18 protein-coding genes are annotated in these 18,208 nt (G+C 51.4%); 7 read left to right on the top strand and 11 right to left on the bottom strand.

All coding sequences use genetic code 11. The annotated features are described in order from the left end of the window. Positions 1-7: 7 nt before the first annotated feature. The 8 genes from queA to JL719_RS08360 form a co-directional block, all read right to left on the bottom strand. Entirely contained in the window at positions 8-1,027 is a 1,020-nt protein-coding gene (gene queA / locus JL719_RS08395) for a tRNA preQ1(34) S-adenosylmethionine ribosyltransferase-isomerase QueA (RefSeq protein ID WP_033157420.1), read from the bottom strand. Between the two features lie 149 nt (positions 1,028-1,176). Continuing rightward, on the bottom strand, positions 1,177-1,419 hold the full coding sequence (locus JL719_RS08390; RefSeq protein WP_033157419.1) for an FAD assembly factor SdhE: 243 nt from the start codon (positions 1,417-1,419) through the stop codon (positions 1,177-1,179). Then, entirely contained in the window at positions 1,416-2,198 is a 783-nt protein-coding gene (gene sdhB, locus JL719_RS08385; RefSeq protein WP_033157418.1) for a succinate dehydrogenase iron-sulfur subunit, read from the bottom strand. The genes JL719_RS08390 and sdhB overlap by 4 nt, the downstream gene beginning before the upstream one ends. Further along, positions 2,198-3,982, bottom strand: coding sequence for a succinate dehydrogenase flavoprotein subunit (gene sdhA, locus JL719_RS08380; protein ID WP_033157417.1), 1,785 nt, complete (start codon positions 3,980-3,982; stop codon positions 2,198-2,200). Before sdhA ends, sdhB begins: the two co-directional genes overlap by 1 nt. 3 nt (positions 3,983-3,985) lie before the next feature. Further along, entirely contained in the window at positions 3,986-4,366 is a 381-nt protein-coding gene (gene sdhD, locus JL719_RS08375; RefSeq protein WP_033157416.1) for a succinate dehydrogenase, hydrophobic membrane anchor protein, read from the bottom strand. A gap of 13 nt (positions 4,367-4,379) precedes the next feature. Further along, positions 4,380-4,751: a succinate dehydrogenase, cytochrome b556 subunit gene (gene sdhC, locus JL719_RS08370; protein WP_033157415.1), complete on the bottom strand. Its 372-nt coding sequence runs from the start codon at positions 4,749-4,751 to the stop codon at positions 4,380-4,382. Between the two features lie 38 nt (positions 4,752-4,789). After that, a complete protein-coding gene (locus JL719_RS08365; RefSeq protein ID WP_033157414.1) occupies positions 4,790-4,981 on the bottom strand; it encodes a DUF1674 domain-containing protein in 192 nt (63 codons plus the stop codon). A 3-nt stretch (positions 4,982-4,984) separates the two neighbouring features. Continuing rightward, the gene (locus JL719_RS08360; protein WP_033157413.1) at positions 4,985-6,292 is read right to left on the bottom strand and encodes a citrate synthase; all 1,308 of its coding nucleotides are present in this window, start codon (positions 6,290-6,292) and stop codon (positions 4,985-4,987) included. Positions 6,293-6,720: 428 nt separating this feature from the next. Between JL719_RS08360 and JL719_RS08355 the strand changes: the two genes are divergently transcribed. Continuing rightward, on the top strand, positions 6,721-7,266 hold the full coding sequence (locus JL719_RS08355) for a flavodoxin (protein ID WP_033157412.1): 546 nt from the start codon (positions 6,721-6,723) through the stop codon (positions 7,264-7,266). Positions 7,267-7,280: 14 nt separating this feature from the next. On the opposite strand, the gene JL719_RS08350 is transcribed toward JL719_RS08355, so the two are convergent. Then, a complete protein-coding gene (locus tag JL719_RS08350; RefSeq protein WP_033157474.1) occupies positions 7,281-8,462 on the bottom strand; it encodes a BaiN/RdsA family NAD(P)/FAD-dependent oxidoreductase in 1,182 nt (393 codons plus the stop codon). A gap of 143 nt (positions 8,463-8,605) precedes the next feature. Here JL719_RS08350 and ppdK point away from each other — a divergent pair, with 143 nt between their 5' ends. Beyond that, complete coding sequence (gene ppdK / locus JL719_RS08345; RefSeq protein ID WP_033157411.1) at positions 8,606-11,344, top strand: pyruvate, phosphate dikinase; 2,739 nt, start codon at positions 8,606-8,608, stop codon at positions 11,342-11,344. Positions 11,345-11,391: 47 nt separating this feature from the next. Here ppdK and JL719_RS08340 read toward each other — a convergent pair whose 3' ends face one another. Then, complete coding sequence (locus JL719_RS08340; protein WP_033157410.1) at positions 11,392-12,627, bottom strand: diguanylate cyclase domain-containing protein; 1,236 nt, start codon at positions 12,625-12,627, stop codon at positions 11,392-11,394. A 173-nt stretch (positions 12,628-12,800) separates the two neighbouring features. On the opposite strand from JL719_RS08340, the gene JL719_RS08335 reads away from it, so the two are divergent. The 5 genes from JL719_RS08335 to JL719_RS08315 all read left to right on the top strand — a co-directional run bounded on the left by JL719_RS08335 (position 12,801) and on the right by JL719_RS08315 (position 17,107). After that, a complete protein-coding gene (locus tag JL719_RS08335; protein ID WP_051670098.1) occupies positions 12,801-13,337 on the top strand; it encodes a transcriptional repressor in 537 nt (178 codons plus the stop codon). Between the two features lie 194 nt (positions 13,338-13,531). After that, complete coding sequence (locus JL719_RS08330) at positions 13,532-15,487, top strand: BRCT domain-containing protein (protein WP_033157408.1); 1,956 nt, start codon at positions 13,532-13,534, stop codon at positions 15,485-15,487. Then, positions 15,484-16,269 carry a bifunctional hydroxymethylpyrimidine kinase/phosphomethylpyrimidine kinase gene (gene thiD / locus JL719_RS08325; RefSeq protein ID WP_174843449.1) on the top strand — a complete coding sequence of 262 codons (786 nt, stop codon included), beginning with the start codon at positions 15,484-15,486 and terminating at the stop codon, positions 16,267-16,269. Before JL719_RS08330 ends, thiD begins: the two co-directional genes overlap by 4 nt. Then, a complete protein-coding gene (gene thiE / locus JL719_RS08320) occupies positions 16,266-16,892 on the top strand; it encodes a thiamine phosphate synthase (protein ID WP_033157406.1) in 627 nt (208 codons plus the stop codon). Before thiD ends, thiE begins: the two co-directional genes overlap by 4 nt. Before the next feature lie 5 nt (positions 16,893-16,897). Next, entirely contained in the window at positions 16,898-17,107 is a 210-nt protein-coding gene (locus tag JL719_RS08315; protein WP_033157405.1) for a dodecin, read from the top strand. A gap of 4 nt (positions 17,108-17,111) precedes the next feature. On the opposite strand, the gene JL719_RS08310 is transcribed toward JL719_RS08315, so the two are convergent. Further along, positions 17,112-18,161: a hypothetical protein gene (locus JL719_RS08310; protein ID WP_033157404.1), complete on the bottom strand. Its 1,050-nt coding sequence runs from the start codon at positions 18,159-18,161 to the stop codon at positions 17,112-17,114. Positions 18,162-18,208: the final 47 nt, after the last annotated feature.

The following is an 18,208-nucleotide window of genomic DNA, read 5'->3' as shown; positions in this document are numbered from 1 at the left end:
AAAATCCTTAAATAACCAGCATCGCATCGCCATAGCTGAAAAATCGATAGCGTTGCTCAATAGCATGGCGATAAGCGTTCATGACTGCGTCATAGCCCGCGAATGCCGAAACCAACATTAACAACGTCGACTCCGGCAAATGAAAGTTGGTCAGCAACGCATCTACAGATTTGAACGAATAACCCGGCGTTATAAATAAGTCAGTATCGCCGCATCCAGCCTGCAATACGCCACTATGTGAGGCTGACTCCAAAGCTCTTACCGCAGTGGTACCTATAGCCACAACTCTGCCTCCCCTGGCCCTCGCCTGATTAACTGCATCTACACAATCTTGCGAGATGCTATAAAACTCCTTGTGCATCACGTGTTCGGATAGATCCTCGACCCGCACAGGACGAAATGTGCCGCTGCCGACATGCAAAGTTACAAAACTGCGCGCTACGCCTTTTTGATCTAAGCGATCCATAGTTGGCTGATCGAAATGTAACCCGGCTGTAGGTGCAGCCACCGCGCCCAGTTGCTCGGCAAATACCGTTTGGTAACGATCCAAATCACTTGCTTCGTCAACACGGCTAATATAAGGCGGCAGCGGAATATGCCCTACTTCGTCCAATAGCGCCAACAAGCCGGCTTCCGTTTCAAACCGCAGCCTGAATAAATCGTTATGTCTACCCATAACCCTGCATACCGCGCCATTCTCCAAGCTCAACAAGGCATCGGTCTTTGGCGACTTACTTGCTTTAACATGAGCAAGCGCTGTGTGAGTATCCTCGATTCGCTCGATCAACATTTCGACTTTACCGCCGCTTGACTTATGCGCGAACAAGCGAGCAGGCATGACTTTGGTATTGTTAAAAACCAATAAATCGTTGCTGCTTATCATGTCGACAAAATCGGCAAACTGACAGTCTGCAATTGCCGCACTTTGTCTATCCAGACGCAACAATCGACTGGCACTCCGTTCCGGCAGCGGATACTGGGCAATAAGTTGCTCCGGCAACTGATAATTGAAGTCGCTCTTTTTCATTCCAAATAGGTTTTAAATGACTTTTGAACAATCTTGGGACTTTATCTGCCGCAAGATACGTAAAGGAGAGTTTATTTGAAGTTTTTTAATACGTTAGATCATTTTGTATGGAGGGAAGCATCGCTTATGCAGCCAGATTTTAGCAAAACTTAAACCGGCAAAGTTCTGATTACCAAGACCAAGCTTTTCATATTATCTTCGCTCGGCAATTGTTCACCCATCAAGTATCGCATCAGTTCAGTGTCTTCAAGTTCCAACATTTGCAAAAACGTTTGCTGTTCCGTAGTGTCGGCGAAGAGGTAACGATGTTCTAAGTACCTGACAAGCATCAAATCCAGCTCAAGGGTACCGCGCCGGCAACGCCAGCGCAGCTTATTGATGTTTTCGCTCACAGATGGTCGCGTTCCACCAAGAGCTTCTTGATTTCCGCAATCGCCTTGGCGGGGTTAAGTCCTTTTGGACAAGTATCCGTGCAATTCATAATGGTGTGGCAGCGATACAATTTAAACGACTCATCGAGTTCGTCCAAACGTTCTTTATCGTTTTCATCGCGGCTATCGGCTAACCAACGATAGGCTTGCAACAGGATTGCCGGGCCGAGATATTTATCGCTATTCCACCAATAACTTGGGCAACTGGTTGAACAACATGCGCAAAGCACGCATTCGTAGAGACCATCGAGCTTGGCGCGATCTTCCCTGCTTTGCAGGCGTTCGGTTTCGGCAGGCGCTTCTGATTCAGCAGTTAACCAGGGTTTTATCGACGTATATTGTTCGAAGAAATGCGTCATATCTGCGACCAAATCTTTGACCACCGACATATGCGGCAACGGGAATATTTTCACGGTACCTTTATAGTCACTAATCGCTTTGGTACAGGCCAGCGTATTCTTACCGTTGATGTTCATCGCGCACGAGCCGCAAACACCCTCACGGCAGGAGCGACGAAAGGTCAGACTGCTGTCGATTTCATTTTTAATTTTCAGAATCGCATCCAGCACCATCGGTCCGCATTGGTCCGTATCGATCTCATAGGTGTCGATGCGCGGATTTTCCCCAGAATCCGGATCCCAGCGATAAACTTCAAAATGGCGGACGTTGGTAGCGCCCTCGGCTTTATAGGTTTTACCCTTTTTAATCACCGAGTTTTTGGGTAGTGTAAATTCAACCATTAGTAAACCCTCTCTTTAGGCGCAACGACTTCGACTTCGTCGGTAAGCGTATACAGGTGGACGGGGCGGTAGTCGATTTTGACTTTATTGCCTTCCCGCCAGGTCAGAGTGTGCTTCATCCAATTCTTGTCATCGCGTTTCGGGAAATCCTCACGCGCATGGCCACCGCGACTTTCTTGACGATTACCGGCGGCAGTAATAGTAACCTGAGCCTGGCCGAGCAAATTATCCAGCTCCAGGGTTTCCACCAGATCGGTATTCCAAATCAGCGATTTATCACCCACTTTGACATCATCAAACGATGCAGCAATCTCGCCTATGGCCTTGATACCCTGGTTTAGCGTGGCCTCAGTTCTGAATACCGCCGCCTTAGACTGCATGGTCGTTTGCATATCCATGCGGATTTCCGCCGTTTTACGGCTACCGTTGGCATGGCGGATTTTATCGAAACGCGATAATGCTTGATCCGTGGCGTCTTTTGCCAACTGCTTATGCGGCATGCCGGGCTTGATCAGCTCAGTGCAACGAATCGCCGCCGCGCGACCGAATACCACTAAATCCAATAAAGAGTTAGAGCCTAAACGATTGGCGCCATGTACCGAAACACAGGCGGTTTCACCGATCGCCATCAAGCCAGGAACCACATAATCGGGATTACCGTCTTTCAGTGTGACCACTTCGGCCTTGTAATTGGTCGGAATACCGCCCATGTTGTAATGCACGGTCGGTAAAACCGGAATCGGTTGTTTCGTCGCATCGACACCGGCAAAAATTCGGGCGGTTTCGGTGATGCCGGGCAAACGCTCATGGATGATGGCCGGGTCGAGATGCTCCAAATGCAAATGTACGTGGTCTTTCTTTGGACCGATGCCGCGTCCTTCGTTAATCTCGACCGTAATCGCCCGGCTCACTACGTCGCGAGACGCCAAGTCTTTGGCATGCGGGGCGTAACGAGCCATGAAGTGTTCGCCTTCGGAGTTGGTCAAATAACCACCCTCGCCGCGCGCGCCTTCGGTCATCAAACAGCCGGAACCGTAGATACCTGTTGGATGGAATTGCACAAACTCCATATCTTGTAAAGGCAAACCCGCTCTCAAGATCATGCCATTGCCGTCGCCGGTAACCGTGTGCGCCGATGTGCACGATAGAAAGGTACGACCGTAGCCACCGGTTGCCATTACCGTTTGATGGCCGCGAAACAGGTGAATGGAACCGTCATCTAGGCACCAGGCCAGGACGCCGCGGCACTCGCCCTCTTCCATGATCAAATCCAACGCGATGTACTCGACGAAGAATTCAGCTTTGTGTTTTAAAGCCTGTTGGTAAAGGGTATGCAAAATGGCATGACCGGTTACGTCGGCTGCTGCGCAGGTTCTTTGCGCTTGGCCTTTACCGTAATGCGTAGACATACCACCAAAAGCCCGCTGGTAAATTTTACCTTCTGCGGTTCTGGAAAACGGCACGCCGTAGTGTTCCAACTCGATGATGGCAGGAATCGCTTCCCGGCACATGTACTCGATCGCATCTTGATCGCCCAGCCAATCCGAACCTTTTACGGTGTCATACATGTGAAAACGCCAGTCATCCTCACCCATATTGCCGAGCGCGGCGCTGATACCACCCTGTGCAGCGACGGTGTGACTGCGGGTAGGAAACACTTTACTGATACAGGCGGTTTTCAGACCTTTTTCCACCATACCAAAAGTAGCCCGCAAACCGGCCCCGCCGGCGCCAACCACCACAACGTCATGTTGGTGTTCGATGATGTTATATGCTGAGGCCATGAGTTACCTTGCGAAAAAGATGATGATAATCGCGAGCAATGCCGCGACACCCAAAACTAAAAAAATCAGATTGGTGGCACGTATTGCCAAGTTTCTTACCGGAATAGTCGACACATAATCTTCGATCACGACCTGCACACCCAACGCGGCGTGATAAACCACTGCCACGGTCCAGGCGATAATCGCCAGGGTGTTGAATGGTGAAGACAACCAATCCACGGTATCCGCATACGGTGCGTTCAACGCTTTGTTTAATAACACCAGCAGCCAGATCGACAGGGGCACCAAAGCCACGGCCGTGACGCGCTGGTACCAGAAATGGCCCGAGCCGCTATGTACCGAGAAAAAATCGGCGGCTTTTTCCAATATTGCTTTGTAATCCATAACCAGCCCTCCTTTAAGAAACCACAAAGGTAATCAATGTCAACGACGCCGAAGCAATCAGTTCGTAAACTGCATATTTGTCCAGTGTCATGCGTTCGAAGGTTTTGCAAAAATCCCAAATCAAATGGCGAATACCGTGCACCAAATGAAAAAATAACGCATAAATAAAGCCCCAATACACCAGTTTAAACAACCAGTAGGACATAAAGGCCTGCATGGCACCATACGCACCTTCGCCGGCGGCAATGGCGAACAGCACATAGACAAATAGCACCAGGCCTATGGAAAGGAACACCCCGGTCATGCGGTGGGTGATTGACACCAAGCCGGTTAAGGGCAATCGATAAACTTGCAGATGGGGTGAAAGTGGTCTGTTTGCTGACATGATTTACCCTGTATTTAAAGTTGAAAAATAATTTTTTGTTAGAAATCGACGCAACGGCCTTTGCGTTCCCAATCGCCAAAACGAGTAGGCTCCGGACCTTTCGGGCCATTAATTTCTGTCGGAATGGCGGGATCTTGCTCCGCAGACGGCGTCTTATCGGGTTCTGTCTTGGCGTTCTCAGGCGGTTCTTGCGTATTGGTTTGTGCTGACTTCATGTCGATTTTCTGCATAATTTAGCGATTATTCACAGCGGTATAGTCGCGGCGCGGCGGCCCGACGTATAACTGTCTCGGCCTGCTGATAGGCGTCGCCGGCTCTTCCATCATCTCCAGCCAATGTGAAATCCAGCCGGCGGTTCGGGCTATCGCAAACATCACAGTGAACATTTCGACGGGGATGTGCAGGGCTTTATAGATAATGCCGGAATAGAAATCGACATTGGGGTAGAGTTTTTTCTCGATGAAATACTCGTCTTTCAACGCATATTCTTCCAAGGCCAAGGCCAGTTCAAACAGAGGATCGTTGGTGTTGGTTCTGCTCAACACCTCGTAGCAGGTTTTGCGGATGATGGTAGCGCGCGGATCGAAGTTTTTATAAACCCGGTGCCCAAAGCCCATTAAACGGAACGGGTCGTCGTGATCCTTGGCTTTGGCGATATATTTGGGGACGTTTTCGACGCTACCGATTTGCGCCAACATATTCAAAACCGCTTCGTTGGCGCCGCCGTGAGCCGGTCCCCACAACGCCGCGATGCCGGCTGCCACGCAGGCATAAGGATTGGCGCCGGTACTGCCCGCCATGCGCACCGTCGAGGTACTGGCATTTTGCTCGTGGTCGGCATGCAAAATAAACAACAGATTCAGCGCTTGGACCAGATTGGGATCGATGTAATGTTCTTGATCGATATAGTTTTGCGAGGAACGAGAGAACATCATATTCAGGAAGTTCTCGCAATAACTCAGATCCATGCGGGGGTATACGAAGGGTCGACCGATGGAATGCCGGTATGACGCTGCGGCAATGGTGGGCATCTTGCCTATCAGCCGGGTCGCACAGATCATGCGGCTGGCAGGATCTTTAATGTTCAAATCGCTGTGATAAAACGCCGACAAGGACCCCACCACCCCCACCAGCATCGCCATAGGGTGGGCATCGTAATGGAAACCATCAAAGAATTTGCGCAAAGCTTCGTGGATGATGGCTCTGTCGCTGACTTCTTCATTAAAGTCGCGCAACTGCTCCGCATTGGGCAGTTCGCCGTTCATCAGCAAATAGGCAACTTCAGTAAATTCGCAGTTTTCCGCTAATTGTTCGATAGGATAACCGCGATACAACAAAATCCCGTTATCACCATCAATGTATGTAATTTTGCTTTTGCAAGCAGCCGTGGCAATAAAGCCCGGATCGTAAGTAAAACACCCAAGATCTTTGTTTAAAGAGCGAATATCGACAGTATCTGCACCCAAAGACCCCTTCAACAACGGATATTCAACTTCTTTTCCGGTGGCGTTGTGCCTGACCAGTAAAGTATCGTTTGACATGGTTTCCTCAGTTTTCTGTTAGCAGAAGCTTAGCAGTTGAATTCGATTATCACACAGCGAATGTGATTAGGCCAACCGCTTGTGCCATGAACCATCTCAAGATTAAGCCATTAACGATTACCGCCTATACCCAGAAAGGTTCAAGCCATTGTTCGGCTGGTTGATAAAAAACCGTCTAATTCAGAAAAAGCGTTATGCATCAGCCAAACACAGCAACATTTCTGTCAGATTTTGTAAGCAACGGACAGAGTGTCTGTTTCATTGTTACAAAGATAACCAAATACGTTAGTCACTGTTTCGCCCCTTTCCACTGGGCAGTCTACCGCAAAGCGTTGAAGTTACCCACTTAGCGAGAACTCAGAACCCAAGATTACTGATGGTTTAAATTTTGCTTTGCTGCTTGTAGACAATTCGATGGAGATTTAACAATGAACAAGATTGGAATTTTCTACGGCACCGAGAAAGGTATGATAGCGATGATGGCGCAGGTCATGTACCGAGTTTTGGGCGACGAAATTGCCAGCGAACCGGTGAATGTTAATCAAGCAACAGTAACGGAACTGCTTGGTTACAAAGCCTTGATTTTGGGAATGCCCAGTTACGGCGTCGGCGAAATACCCGGCAGAACCACCGGCAGCGAAGAAGGCAACTGGGAAGAGTTTTTATTCCGCCTGGATGAGGCGGATTTATCCGGAAAGCGGGTTGCCCTGTTTGGTTTGGGTAACCAACAAAAATACTACGCGCGCTTTGCCAGCTCATTAATTCATTTGTATCACCACGTTCGGTCTTATGGTGCCGAGGTGACCGGCGCCTGGAGCACGGATGGCTATCACTTTACCCACTCCAGTTCTGTAGTCGATGGCAAATTTGTCGGCCTGGTGCTGGATCACCACAACCAACCCGAGCTTACCAAAACCCGGATTCTGGATTGGCTTGAGCAGGTAAAACCGGCATTGTTGGAAAAGCTGAATTGATTGTACTGCTACCCTCAAACATATTGCCCGGCACACCACCCCGAAGACCAAGCCCACTGAAAGTTATACCCGCCCAGCCACCCGGTGACGTCCAACACTTCCCCAACAAAATACAACCCCGGCACTTGCAAGCTCTGCATGGTTTTCGAGGAAATCGCGTCGCAGTCTACGCCACCGACGGTTACCTCGGCGGTACGATAGCCTTCGGTAGCATTCGGCTTGATCGTCCAGTGGTGCAGATTTTCCGCGATCACGTTCAGATCTTTGTCCGCGCAATTGGCAACGATTATATCCAACTGCCGCTCGTCCAATAGAGCTTGCAACAAACGTTTGGGTAAGTAGTCGGCCAGTAAATTTTGGATTTTTAATTTGCTGCCTTGCCGCCGCTTTTCTTTCAATGTCTCCGCCAGATCCATATCCGGCAATAAGTCTACATGCAGCGCTTCGCCGGGATGCCAATACGAGGATATTTGCAGGATGGCCGGCCCGCTTAAACCGCGATGGGTGAATAAAATATTTTCTTTAAACGACTGCTGTTGATTGCTTATCCGGCAAGGCACGGCGATACCGGTCAGCGGAGTAAAGCGCTCTGAATCGCCTGGTTGCAGCGTTAACGGCACCAAACCGGCTCGGGTCGGCCAAACTTTGATGCCGAATTGTTCCGCGACTTTATAACCAAACGGCGTGGCGCCCATTTTCGGTATCGATAAGCCGCCGCTGGCAATGACCAAGGCTGATGCAGACATCGCACCGCTACTGGTGTGCAGTAAAAAATCGCCGTCGTCGCGTTTCTCCAATCGCTCCACCCGACAATTTAACGCCAGCGTCGCGCCAGCTTGCCCGCATTCTTTTAACAGCGCATCCAGAATATCCTTGGCGCTGTTATCGCAAAACAATTGCCCGTGCAGGCGTTCGTGAAACGGTATTTGGTGGCGCTGTATAAAGCTCAAAAAATCCCATTGCGTGAAGCGGCTAAGCGCCGACTTGCAAAAATGCGGGTTATTGGAAATGTAATTTTCCGGGGCTATGCTGTAGTTAGTGAAATTGCAACGGCCACCACCGGACATCAGAATCTTTTTGCCCGGCTTGTTGGCATGTTCCACTACCTTCACCCGCCGGCCGCGCTTGGCGGCTTCGATAGCGCACATTAAGCCGGACGCGCCGGCTCCGACGATAATGACATCAAATTTATCCATGGCGCGTAACTTGTAATGACTCAAAAAAATAGGTAAAAAGTGGGGTATTCTAACCGCAATACCCGGCATCACGAGACGCCGACAAGCTACTCAAGGCGTTTCCCGCAGCCATCATTTAACTTCAACACTTCGACAAGGCCATAATGACTCCAAAATACAGCTATTCATTCAATACGGGCGACGGCAAAAACAAGGCATTACTGGGCGGCAAAGGCGCAAACCTGTGCGAAATGACGCAAATGGGCTTTAACGTACCGCCGGGCTTTGTCATCACCACCCAAACCTGTCTGACTTACCTGGAAAACAAACAGTTACCCGTCGATCTGATGGATGAAGTTCGTCAGCAAATCGCCGAAATCGAGCAACTGAGCGGTAAATCGTTTGGCGGCGCCAACGACCCGCTACTGGTTTCGGTACGTTCCGGCTCGGCCATCTCGATGCCGGGCATGATGGACACCATTCTGAATTTAGGTTTGAACAAGCAAACCCTGGCCGGCTTGATCGAAATGACCGACGACCCGCGCTTTGCTTACGATGCCTATCGCCGCTTCATCCAATTATTCGGCAAGGTGGCGCTGGGTATCGACGACGAAAAATTCGACGTGCATTTCAACAACGTCAAGCGTGCGGCCGGCATCAAAGCCGATGTGGCGTTGACAGCCGACCAACTCCAGGAAATCAGCGAACTATTCCTGACTGTGGTGCATGAAGAAACCGGCCGGCCGTTTCCGGAAGACGTTTACCAGCAACTGGAAATTGCCATTCGTGCGGTATTTAACTCCTGGCTGGGAAAACGTGCCGTCGATTACCGCCGCGAGTTTCACATCACACCGGACATTGCCAACGGCACCGCCGTCAATATCGTCACCATGGTATTCGGCAATATGGGCGACGACTGCGCCACCGGCGTCGGTTTCACTCGTAATCCCGGCACAGGTGTCAACGAGATGTACGGCGAATACCTGGTCAACGCCCAAGGCGAAGACGTGGTCGCCGGCATTCGTACCCCCAAACCGGTCCATGAAATGGCGAAGGAAATGCCCGAGCAATATCGGCAACTTGTGGAATTGCGCAATAAACTGGAAGCACATTATCACGAAGTGCAAGATTACGAGTACACCATAGAGCGCGGCATTCTGTATTGTTTGCAAACCCGAAACGGCAAAATGAACGCGACCGCGATGGTGAAAACCTCCATCGATATGGTGGCGGAGGGCTTGATCAGCAAAGAACAAGCGCTGCTACGGATCAATCCCGACATGCTGGAACAATTGCTGCATCCGCAATTAGCTCCCAATCACGAAGTTAAAGCCATTGCCCAAGGCCTGCCGGCTTCGCCCGGCGCCGCGTGCGGCCATTGCGTATTCGACGCGGACACCGCCGTTCGACTGGGTAAAACCGGCCAAGATTTGATTTTGCTACGCGAAGAAACCAAGCCGGAAGACATCCACGGTTTCTTCGCCGCGCAAGGCGTCTTGACCAGCCGCGGCGGCAAAACCTCGCACGCTGCGGTGGTGGCGCGCGGCATGGGTAAAGCCTGCGTGGCTGGGGCTGAAGACATCAAAGTCGATGTCCGCGCCCGCTTGGCTATCGTCGGCGACATCCATATCAAGGAAGGCGACCTGATTACCATAGACGGCAGCAACGGTAATATCTATTTGGGCCGGATCCCAACCATTCCGCCCTCATTCTCTGAGGAATTAAAAACCTTGCTGGGCTGGGCCGACAGCATAGCCCGCTTGCGTGTGCATGCCAATGTCGACACGCCGGAAACCGCGAGACTGGCGGTCAGCTACGGCGCCAAAGGTGTCGGTTTGTGCCGTACCGAACGCATGTTTAACGCCGCCGACCGTTTACCCTTAGTGGTAGATATGATTCTGGCGCACAACACCGAAGAACGCGAGGCGGCTTTAGCCAAACTGTTCCCGATTCAACGCGATGACTTCCAACAGTTGTTCGAAGCCATGTCGCCGCACCCGGTTACCGTGCGTTTGCTGGATCCACCCATGCACGAGTTTTTGCCCAATGAGCACCAATTGATTGATGAGCTGGATGCGCTGAAACACTACCTGACCATCGTCAAAGGCCAACGTGTCACGCTGGATACGCTGGCGCACCCGGCGGAAATGCCGGCACCGTTCAATATGCTGAACGAAGACGTGATTTTGGAAGCGATCAGTAAAAAACAGATGATGCTGGATAAAGTGCTGGAGCTGTACGAAGTCAACCCAATGCTGGGTCATCGCGGCGTCAGGCTGGGCATGAGCTATCCGGAAATCTACAAAATGCAGATCCGCTCAATTCTGGAAGCGGCGGCATTGTGTGTGAAACAACGGATTCCGGTCGAACCGGAAATCATGGTGCCGCAGGTGATCACCGCACAGGAATTGAAAACCGTGAAAACCTATGTCGACGAGATTCAAGCCGAAGTGGAAGCGCAATACAAGCTCAAGCTCAACTTCAAGTTCGGCACAATGATTGAAACGGTGCGGGCATGTACCCGTGCCGACCGTCTGGCCGCGACAGCTGCTTTCTTTTCATTCGGCACCAACGATTTAACCCAAGCCACTTTTTCATTCTCCCGCGAGGATGCCGAGAACAAATTCTTACCGCTGTACGAAGAATCAGGCCTGCTGGAAGACAACCCCTTCGAAACACTGGATATTGAGGGCTTGGGCAAACTGATGAAAATGGCCGTGGAACTGGGTCGTCAGCAGCGCCCGGATTTGAAAATAGGCATTTGCGGCGAACACGGCGGCCATCCGCGTTCGATTAAATTCGTTCACGACTTAGGCTTGAACTATGTATCGTGTTCCGCGCCGCGCATTCCCGTGGCTCGCTTGGCAGCGGCTCATGCCAAACTATTGGAAAAACATTCGTAACTAGACACATGGCAAGGGCCGGTCAAACACCGGCCCTTGCCATCGTTTCAAACCCGGCGTTTGCCAACCCGGTTTCTACCGGTGGCCTTGGCATCGTATAGCGCCTGATCCGCCGCGTGCAGCAGGCTTTCGAAAGATAGGTCGTCACTCGGAACGATACTGGCAACACCAAGACTGATAGTCACAAATTCGGAAATTTTGGAAGCCGGATGCGGCAGACGCATATTCTCCACGGCTTTACGCAGAATTTCGGCCAACACCATGATTTGTTCGGCATCACAAGCCGCGACCACGCAAAACTCTTCGCCACCGTAACGTGCAATCAAATCGCCCGGCCTTCTAAAGAAACGCTTCAAGGTTTTAGCCACTTGCCGCAAACAATGATCGCCCTCGATATGTCCGAGATTGTCGTTGTATAGCTTGAAGAAATCGATGTCTATCATGATCATCGAGATAGGATATTTATGCCGCAAGGCGCGCTTCCATTCCCTTTTTACAAAGGCATCGTAGTAACGGCGATTGGGTAGCAAGGTCAACGAATCCAGATACGCCAGTTGCATACGGCTTTTGGCTTTATCCAGGCGCTGGCTTAGTCTGGCTTGCGCCAAATAAGACAACAGCAATACGATCAAACCGATAACTGCCACAATTGCATGGGTGATTGTCAAATGCTCCAGACGCTCGCTCACAAAAGCATCGATACTGGCACTGGGAATACTGACACTAATACCGCCGCGAATTTCGCCCTCTTTATAGCCTTGCCGCTGATGGCAAACCAGACAACTTTGATCGACATGCAGCGGCGCCATGTAACGATAAAAAGATTGCCCGTTGATAGTGCCGATACTGCTCACACTTTTTTGACCTTGCTGGAACGCCAACAATACCTCTGCTTCCCATTGGTCCGGCCGATTTTCCGGGCGAATCGGATTAAAACCGGTAATATGAAAGGCAATATCCGATTCGTCACCCATTTCCGAGAGCTGCCGAGTCATATAAGCTGGATTAATTAAAGTCAGGTGCTTGCCATCGGTGGTCTCTACATCGCGATGAGGAACTTCCAGGTAAGGATTGGGCTGAGTACTCTCGGTGATAGGCACGTAAACGCCGCCGTGCAACGCATTCCATTTTCTGATCAAGACGATATGATCGAAAAACATCTCGGCTTGGCGCGTGGCAATTTTTTGCGCGTACTGTTTGGTATCCGTGACTTGCTGGTAAAGGTTCAGGCTAATCAACAAAATCCATAGCACTGCATAAACCAGGAATGTAATCCTTCTCATTTATTGCCTCAAAATTACTTATAGCCGCTCGCAAAAGTCCGCCGAGAAACCGCCAAACAACCACACTATGGCGCTTAACCGCGCGCATTAAAAACACACAAAATTTATTTGGTAATTCGATTTGAAATGGGTTGTTTATGCTGGCACTATAACTTACCGCATCCACAAAATGAATGAACCCAATCACCCTTTGCAAAATGACCGACCAAGCAACTTTCCCGGCACCAGAGCATGACCATAACGTATGCATCCACAGGGCGATAAGTGTAGCCGAACAACTTTGCTTAACGCGCGGCGTACAACTGACCCCCATCCGCCATAAGATTTTGGAGCTGATCTGGAACAGTCATAAGGCCGTTAAAGCCTACGACTTGCTGGATCAAATCAGGCCGGTAAACGACGCCGCAAAACCCTCGACAGTCTACCGGGCCTTGGATTTTCTGTTGGAACAAGGCCTGATTCATCGGGTGGAGAGTTTAAATGCGTTCGTCGGCTGCCACTGCTCCGGCACTCAACACGATCAACTACTGTTAATCTGCACCGCCTGCCATACGGTTCAGGAGCGCGCCGCGCCTTCGGTACTCAGCGCATTATCCAAAGAACTTGGCGATGCCGGCTTCGTACCGCAGCGTAAAACCATTGAAATTCACGGCTTGTGTAAAACCTGCCACCCCGCCACCAACACGGCTGAAGAACAGGCTATTCAATAACCCGCCAAACATTGACCTAGATCAACGCTTGTTCCTTAGAAAGCTTTATATTAAGCCCATGTCACGCGATTTCCTACCGTTGACATGATCCTCTTGAAAGATAGATGCTTCGGCGGGCGAGTTCTCTCTCCCGCCTTTTTTTTGCGATATTATCCTCTATAATCGCCGCCCTACCCGACACATCTATCCCCGGCATGCTTACCGACAGTCAAAAAGCTATTCTTTTGCAGACCACGCTAAGTTCGAACGATCTTGGTGAGAATCGTTTTTGCGAATTGTGCACACACGCGGATTTGCTGCATACCGTCACGGACAGTGAATTAGTGACGTTCCTGGAGATTGCCAACGCTTTGTATCGCGGCGGCGAACCGATTATCAGCGATGCCGATTACGACTTCGTTTATCTGGCAGAACTGAAAAAACGTCAGCCCGAGCATCCGCTGCTGCACACAGTCGAGCCGGAACCCGCTTTCGCGGGTAAAACCGTCGATCTGCCAACCGTGATGCTCTCCACCGACAAAGCCTATAGCCGCGAAGAAGTGGAGCGTTGGGCCAGCCGTATCGAGAAGGCTGCATTGGAATTGGATAAAAACTTTGCCGAACTGACTTTTAAAGTCACGCCCAAATTGGACGGCTACGCAGCCTATGACGACGGCCGGATGCTGTATACCCGTGGCGACGGCCGCAAAGGTACCGACATCACCCGCGTATTCGAACGCGGCTTACAAGTCGCCAATCAAGGCCCGCGCGGCCTGGGTGCCGGAGAGATCGTGGTCAGCCGCAGTTATTTCGACGCTAATCTGGCCGAATTTTTCGACAATGCCCGTAACTTCCAAGCCAGCGTGATCAAGGAAAAGGAGTTGGACGAACATGCCGAACGCGCCATCGCCGATCATGCGGCGGTGTTTTATCCGTTTGCTATATTGCCTTGCTGGGAGGGAGTCTGGCAGGACCTGATCGACAACTTCGAAACCATCGTCAAAGACATCTGGCATAAGCTGGATTACGACGTGGACGGCGTGATTCTGGAAATCGTCGACGAGCAACTCAAGCAAGCGATGGGCGCCACCCGCCACCACCACCGCTGGCAACTGGCTTATAAGGAAAATCTGGAAACTGCCGAAGTCAAAATCCTCAGCATCACCCCGCAAACTTCGCGTTCCGGGCGCATCACGCCGGTAGCGGAATTGGAACCGGTCCGCCTTAGCGGCGCCCTGCTTTCCCGAGCCACCGCCCATCATTACAAAATGGTGCTGGATAAAGGCATAGGCCCTGGCGCGCTGATCCGCTTGGCCCGCTCCGGCGAGGTCATCCCCAAAATCGAGGAAGTACTGCGTCCGGCCGAACCGCAAGTACCCAGAGCCTGCCCCAGTTGCGGCCACGAATTGATTTGGGACAACGATTATTTAGTCTGCCCCAACAACCTGGAATGCCCGGCGCAAATCAGCAACAGCATGGAACATTTCTTTCGGGTGCTGAAAAACAACGACGGCTTCGGGGCTGCGACCATCAAAAAGCTTTACGAAAACGAAATCCGAAGCGTCGACAAAATCTACGCCTTAACCGCCGCAGAATTCGAAAGCATGGGGTTCGGTCCCAAACAATCGCAAAACCTGGTTGATCAATTAGTGCGCAGCCGCAACGAAGCCATCGAAGACTGGCGCTTTCTGTCGGCCTTCGGCGTATTTCGAATGGGCCTAGGCAACTGCGAACGGCTGTTGGCGCATTATGCGTTGCCGGAGATTTTCAATCTCAGCGAAGCCAACATCGTCGCGATCGAAGGTTTTGCGGAAAAAACCGCCGCAGTGATCACCCAAGGTTTTGCCAAAATCAAACCCTTGTTCGATAGCCTGATGTCACTGGGTTTTAATCTAACCTCGACGCAAAACCAGGCCACCGACAACGCCCATCCGTTAGCCGGCAAAACCTTGGTCTTCACCGGCACCTTACACAGCGGCAGTCGCGACGACTTGAGCAAGCAAGCCAAAGGCAAAGGCGCTAAAGTTGGTAGCTCGGTATCGGCGAAAACCGACTATCTGGTAGCCGGCGACAATGTCGGCGCTAACAAAATAAATGCCGCTCGCGAAAAAGGCGTCAGCGTTATTACTGAGCAGGAATTTCTGACTTTGCTCTCTGGAGAAGACTCGTGAGCCGCAACCGCCCCTCCGTAATGTGTTTTTCAGGCCACGATTCCAGCGGTGGTGCCGGTGTGCAAGCCGACATCGAAACCATTATCAGCCACCAATGCCATGCGGCTAGTGTGATTACGGCGTTAACCGAACAAGACAGCCGCAACGTCAAGAAGTTGATTCCACAGCAACCCGCAGACATTCTCAGCCAAGCGCAAACACTATTGGCGGACTTTAGAGTCTCCGCGTTCAAAATCGGCTTGATTGGCGACGCCAGCGTTGCCGCAGCGATTGCGCAAATTTTGCGGCAACATCCGGCTATTCCGGTGGTGTTGGACCCGGTACTAGCAGCCGGCGGCGGCACTGCATTGGCCGGCCAACGACTAATTGATGTCATCGTCGAACAACTGCTGCCGTTGACCACCTTATTGACGCCCAACAGCGAAGAAGCCCGCCGCCTGTCCGGGCAAGAGGACTTAGCCGACTGCGGACGTTTCTTGCAAGGCAAAGGCGCCGAATACGTGCTGATCACCGGCACCCACGAGAACTCCGAGCTGGTGCATAACCGCTTGTACATGCCCGACGATCTCAATGAAACCTTTAACTGGGAGCGCTTGCCGCACAGCTATCACGGCTCGGGCTGTACATTGGCTAGCGCCAGCGCGGCGCTGTTGGCGCAAGGCCTGGACGTATTTACCGCCGTTAGCGAAGCTCAGGAATTTACTTGGCAGTCGCTGGCCGCCGCCTATCGTCCGGGACAAGGCCAATACAACCCCGACCGGCTGTTTTGGGTAGAAGCATGAAATTTCCGCGTCACGGTTTGTACGCCATCACCCAGCCCGAAAACAAAACGATTTCCCAAATTGTAAAAGACGTCGAAGCGGCCTTGCGCGGCGGTGCCAGAGTGATTCAATACCGCGACAAAAATCCGCTGGATGCGCCGCAATTAGCGAGGCTTTTGTTGGAAGTTTGCCACGCTTACGATGCTCCACTCTTGATTAACGACAGCGTCGAGTTGGCGATGAGTGTCGGTGCTGACGGTGTGCATCTAGGTCGCGACGATGGCGAAATCGCCACAGCGCGGCACCTGTTGGGCCCGGACGCCATCATAGGGGTATCGTGTTATAACGATGTGGACAAAGCGCAGGCCATGGCCGCAGCCGGCGCGGATTACGTAGCCTTCGGACGCTTCTTCCCGTCGGGATCGAAGCCCTTGGCTGCGCCCGCCGAGATTGCCAGCTTGGTCCGAGCCAAACAATCGGTAAACGTGCCCATAGTCGCTATCGGCGGCATTCTGCCCGAAAACGGTGGAACTTTATTGGCGGCGGGCGCAGACTTATTGGCGGTGATAGGCGGCGTATTTGACCATGAACCGGAAGCAGCTGCGCGCGCCTACAACGCCTTATTCAACCCTCAAGCGGAGTAAATAACATGCCAGAACATGTCTATCAAAAAGTCGAACTGACCGGCTCATCCAGCCTAGGCATCCAACAAGCCATCGAAAACGCCGTCGCCAAAGCCGGCGAAACCATCCAAAACATGCGTTGGTTTGAAGTGGTAGAAACCCGCGGCCATATCGATAACGGCAAGGTCGCGCATTGGCAGGTCACCATTAAAGTGGGTTACACGCTGCCGCATTAGGCCATTAGACGCCGCTAAAGCGAATATAACGTCTTAGCGGCGAGCCGGCCGCCCAGACGAAGGCCTCGGTGTAGTAATGCATCAAGGCCAAATATCCAAGAAAACCCAAGGTGACGGCTTTATAAATTTGCGTGGAAAACAGGGTTTGCAGCAATAAATTGACCAGATCGTCGCCATAAGCCTGTAACAGGTAGGTCAACACAAACGACAGCAGCGGCAATACCAACCAAACAGGTAATCGAATCGCCGTTGCAGCTCGGAACAAATTATTCTGCGGCCGTTCGCCGTGGCGATTCACATCGTGAGTCACGTAAAAACTATAAGCGGTGATGTCGTGCACCAAACGGGGCATCAAGATCGCCAGGAAATAATACTGCTGGCTGTAAACATACCAACTGCTAACGACCAGCAGTGTGTTGGCCCACAAAAAATAGATACCCAAGCGGCTGGGCACGTAACGTTGGCAAAACACCGTGCTGATAACCAAAGCCGTCGTCAGCACGCTGGCAATCTGCAACACCAACGCCGCTTGTTCAGGCTCCAGGCTATTTTTTAAAAATATCCCCATGTAAATGAAGATACCGGCACCGACGCTGAGCCACAGTTGCAGGTAAAACGCCCAGCCCGGCAAGCGGCACGCGGCTTTGGCGATACCATGCTGTTGTTTCAAGACGTGGTAGACCGTCCAGCAGGCAGTAATGATGTACAGCGCGCGGTAAGGAATAAACAGGCTGCCGATGCCGAAAAACACCATGATGAACAAAGTCATCGCAATTAATTTATTTTTGAAGGCATGCAGATATTCGTCGTGACTAAGCAACAATAGATTGCTGGCAACGATATGCGGGGTACCGAACAGGATCTGAAATAGTAAAAAATGACTGGGACTGCTGGGCAGCATATCCCTGAGCGCATGATCGAAACCAAAACTATCCAGCCATAATACCAGCAGACACAGCGGCACAATGGCGTACAAGCTTAATAAAAAGCGGAAAGACACCGCCAGTTTATTGCTGCTTTTTTGCTCGGGGAATGAAATGATCTGCGCAACCACGGTGCCACCTTGTTATTATTTTTTAGGCAGCGGCTATTATCACCATT

Source organism: Methylomonas sp. LW13, from assembly GCF_016865255.1.
Classification (GTDB): domain Bacteria; phylum Pseudomonadota; class Gammaproteobacteria; order Methylococcales; family Methylomonadaceae; genus Methylomonas.
The sequence above is the reverse complement of the archived record's forward strand: the minus strand, read 5'-3'. Positions and strand labels throughout refer to the sequence as shown.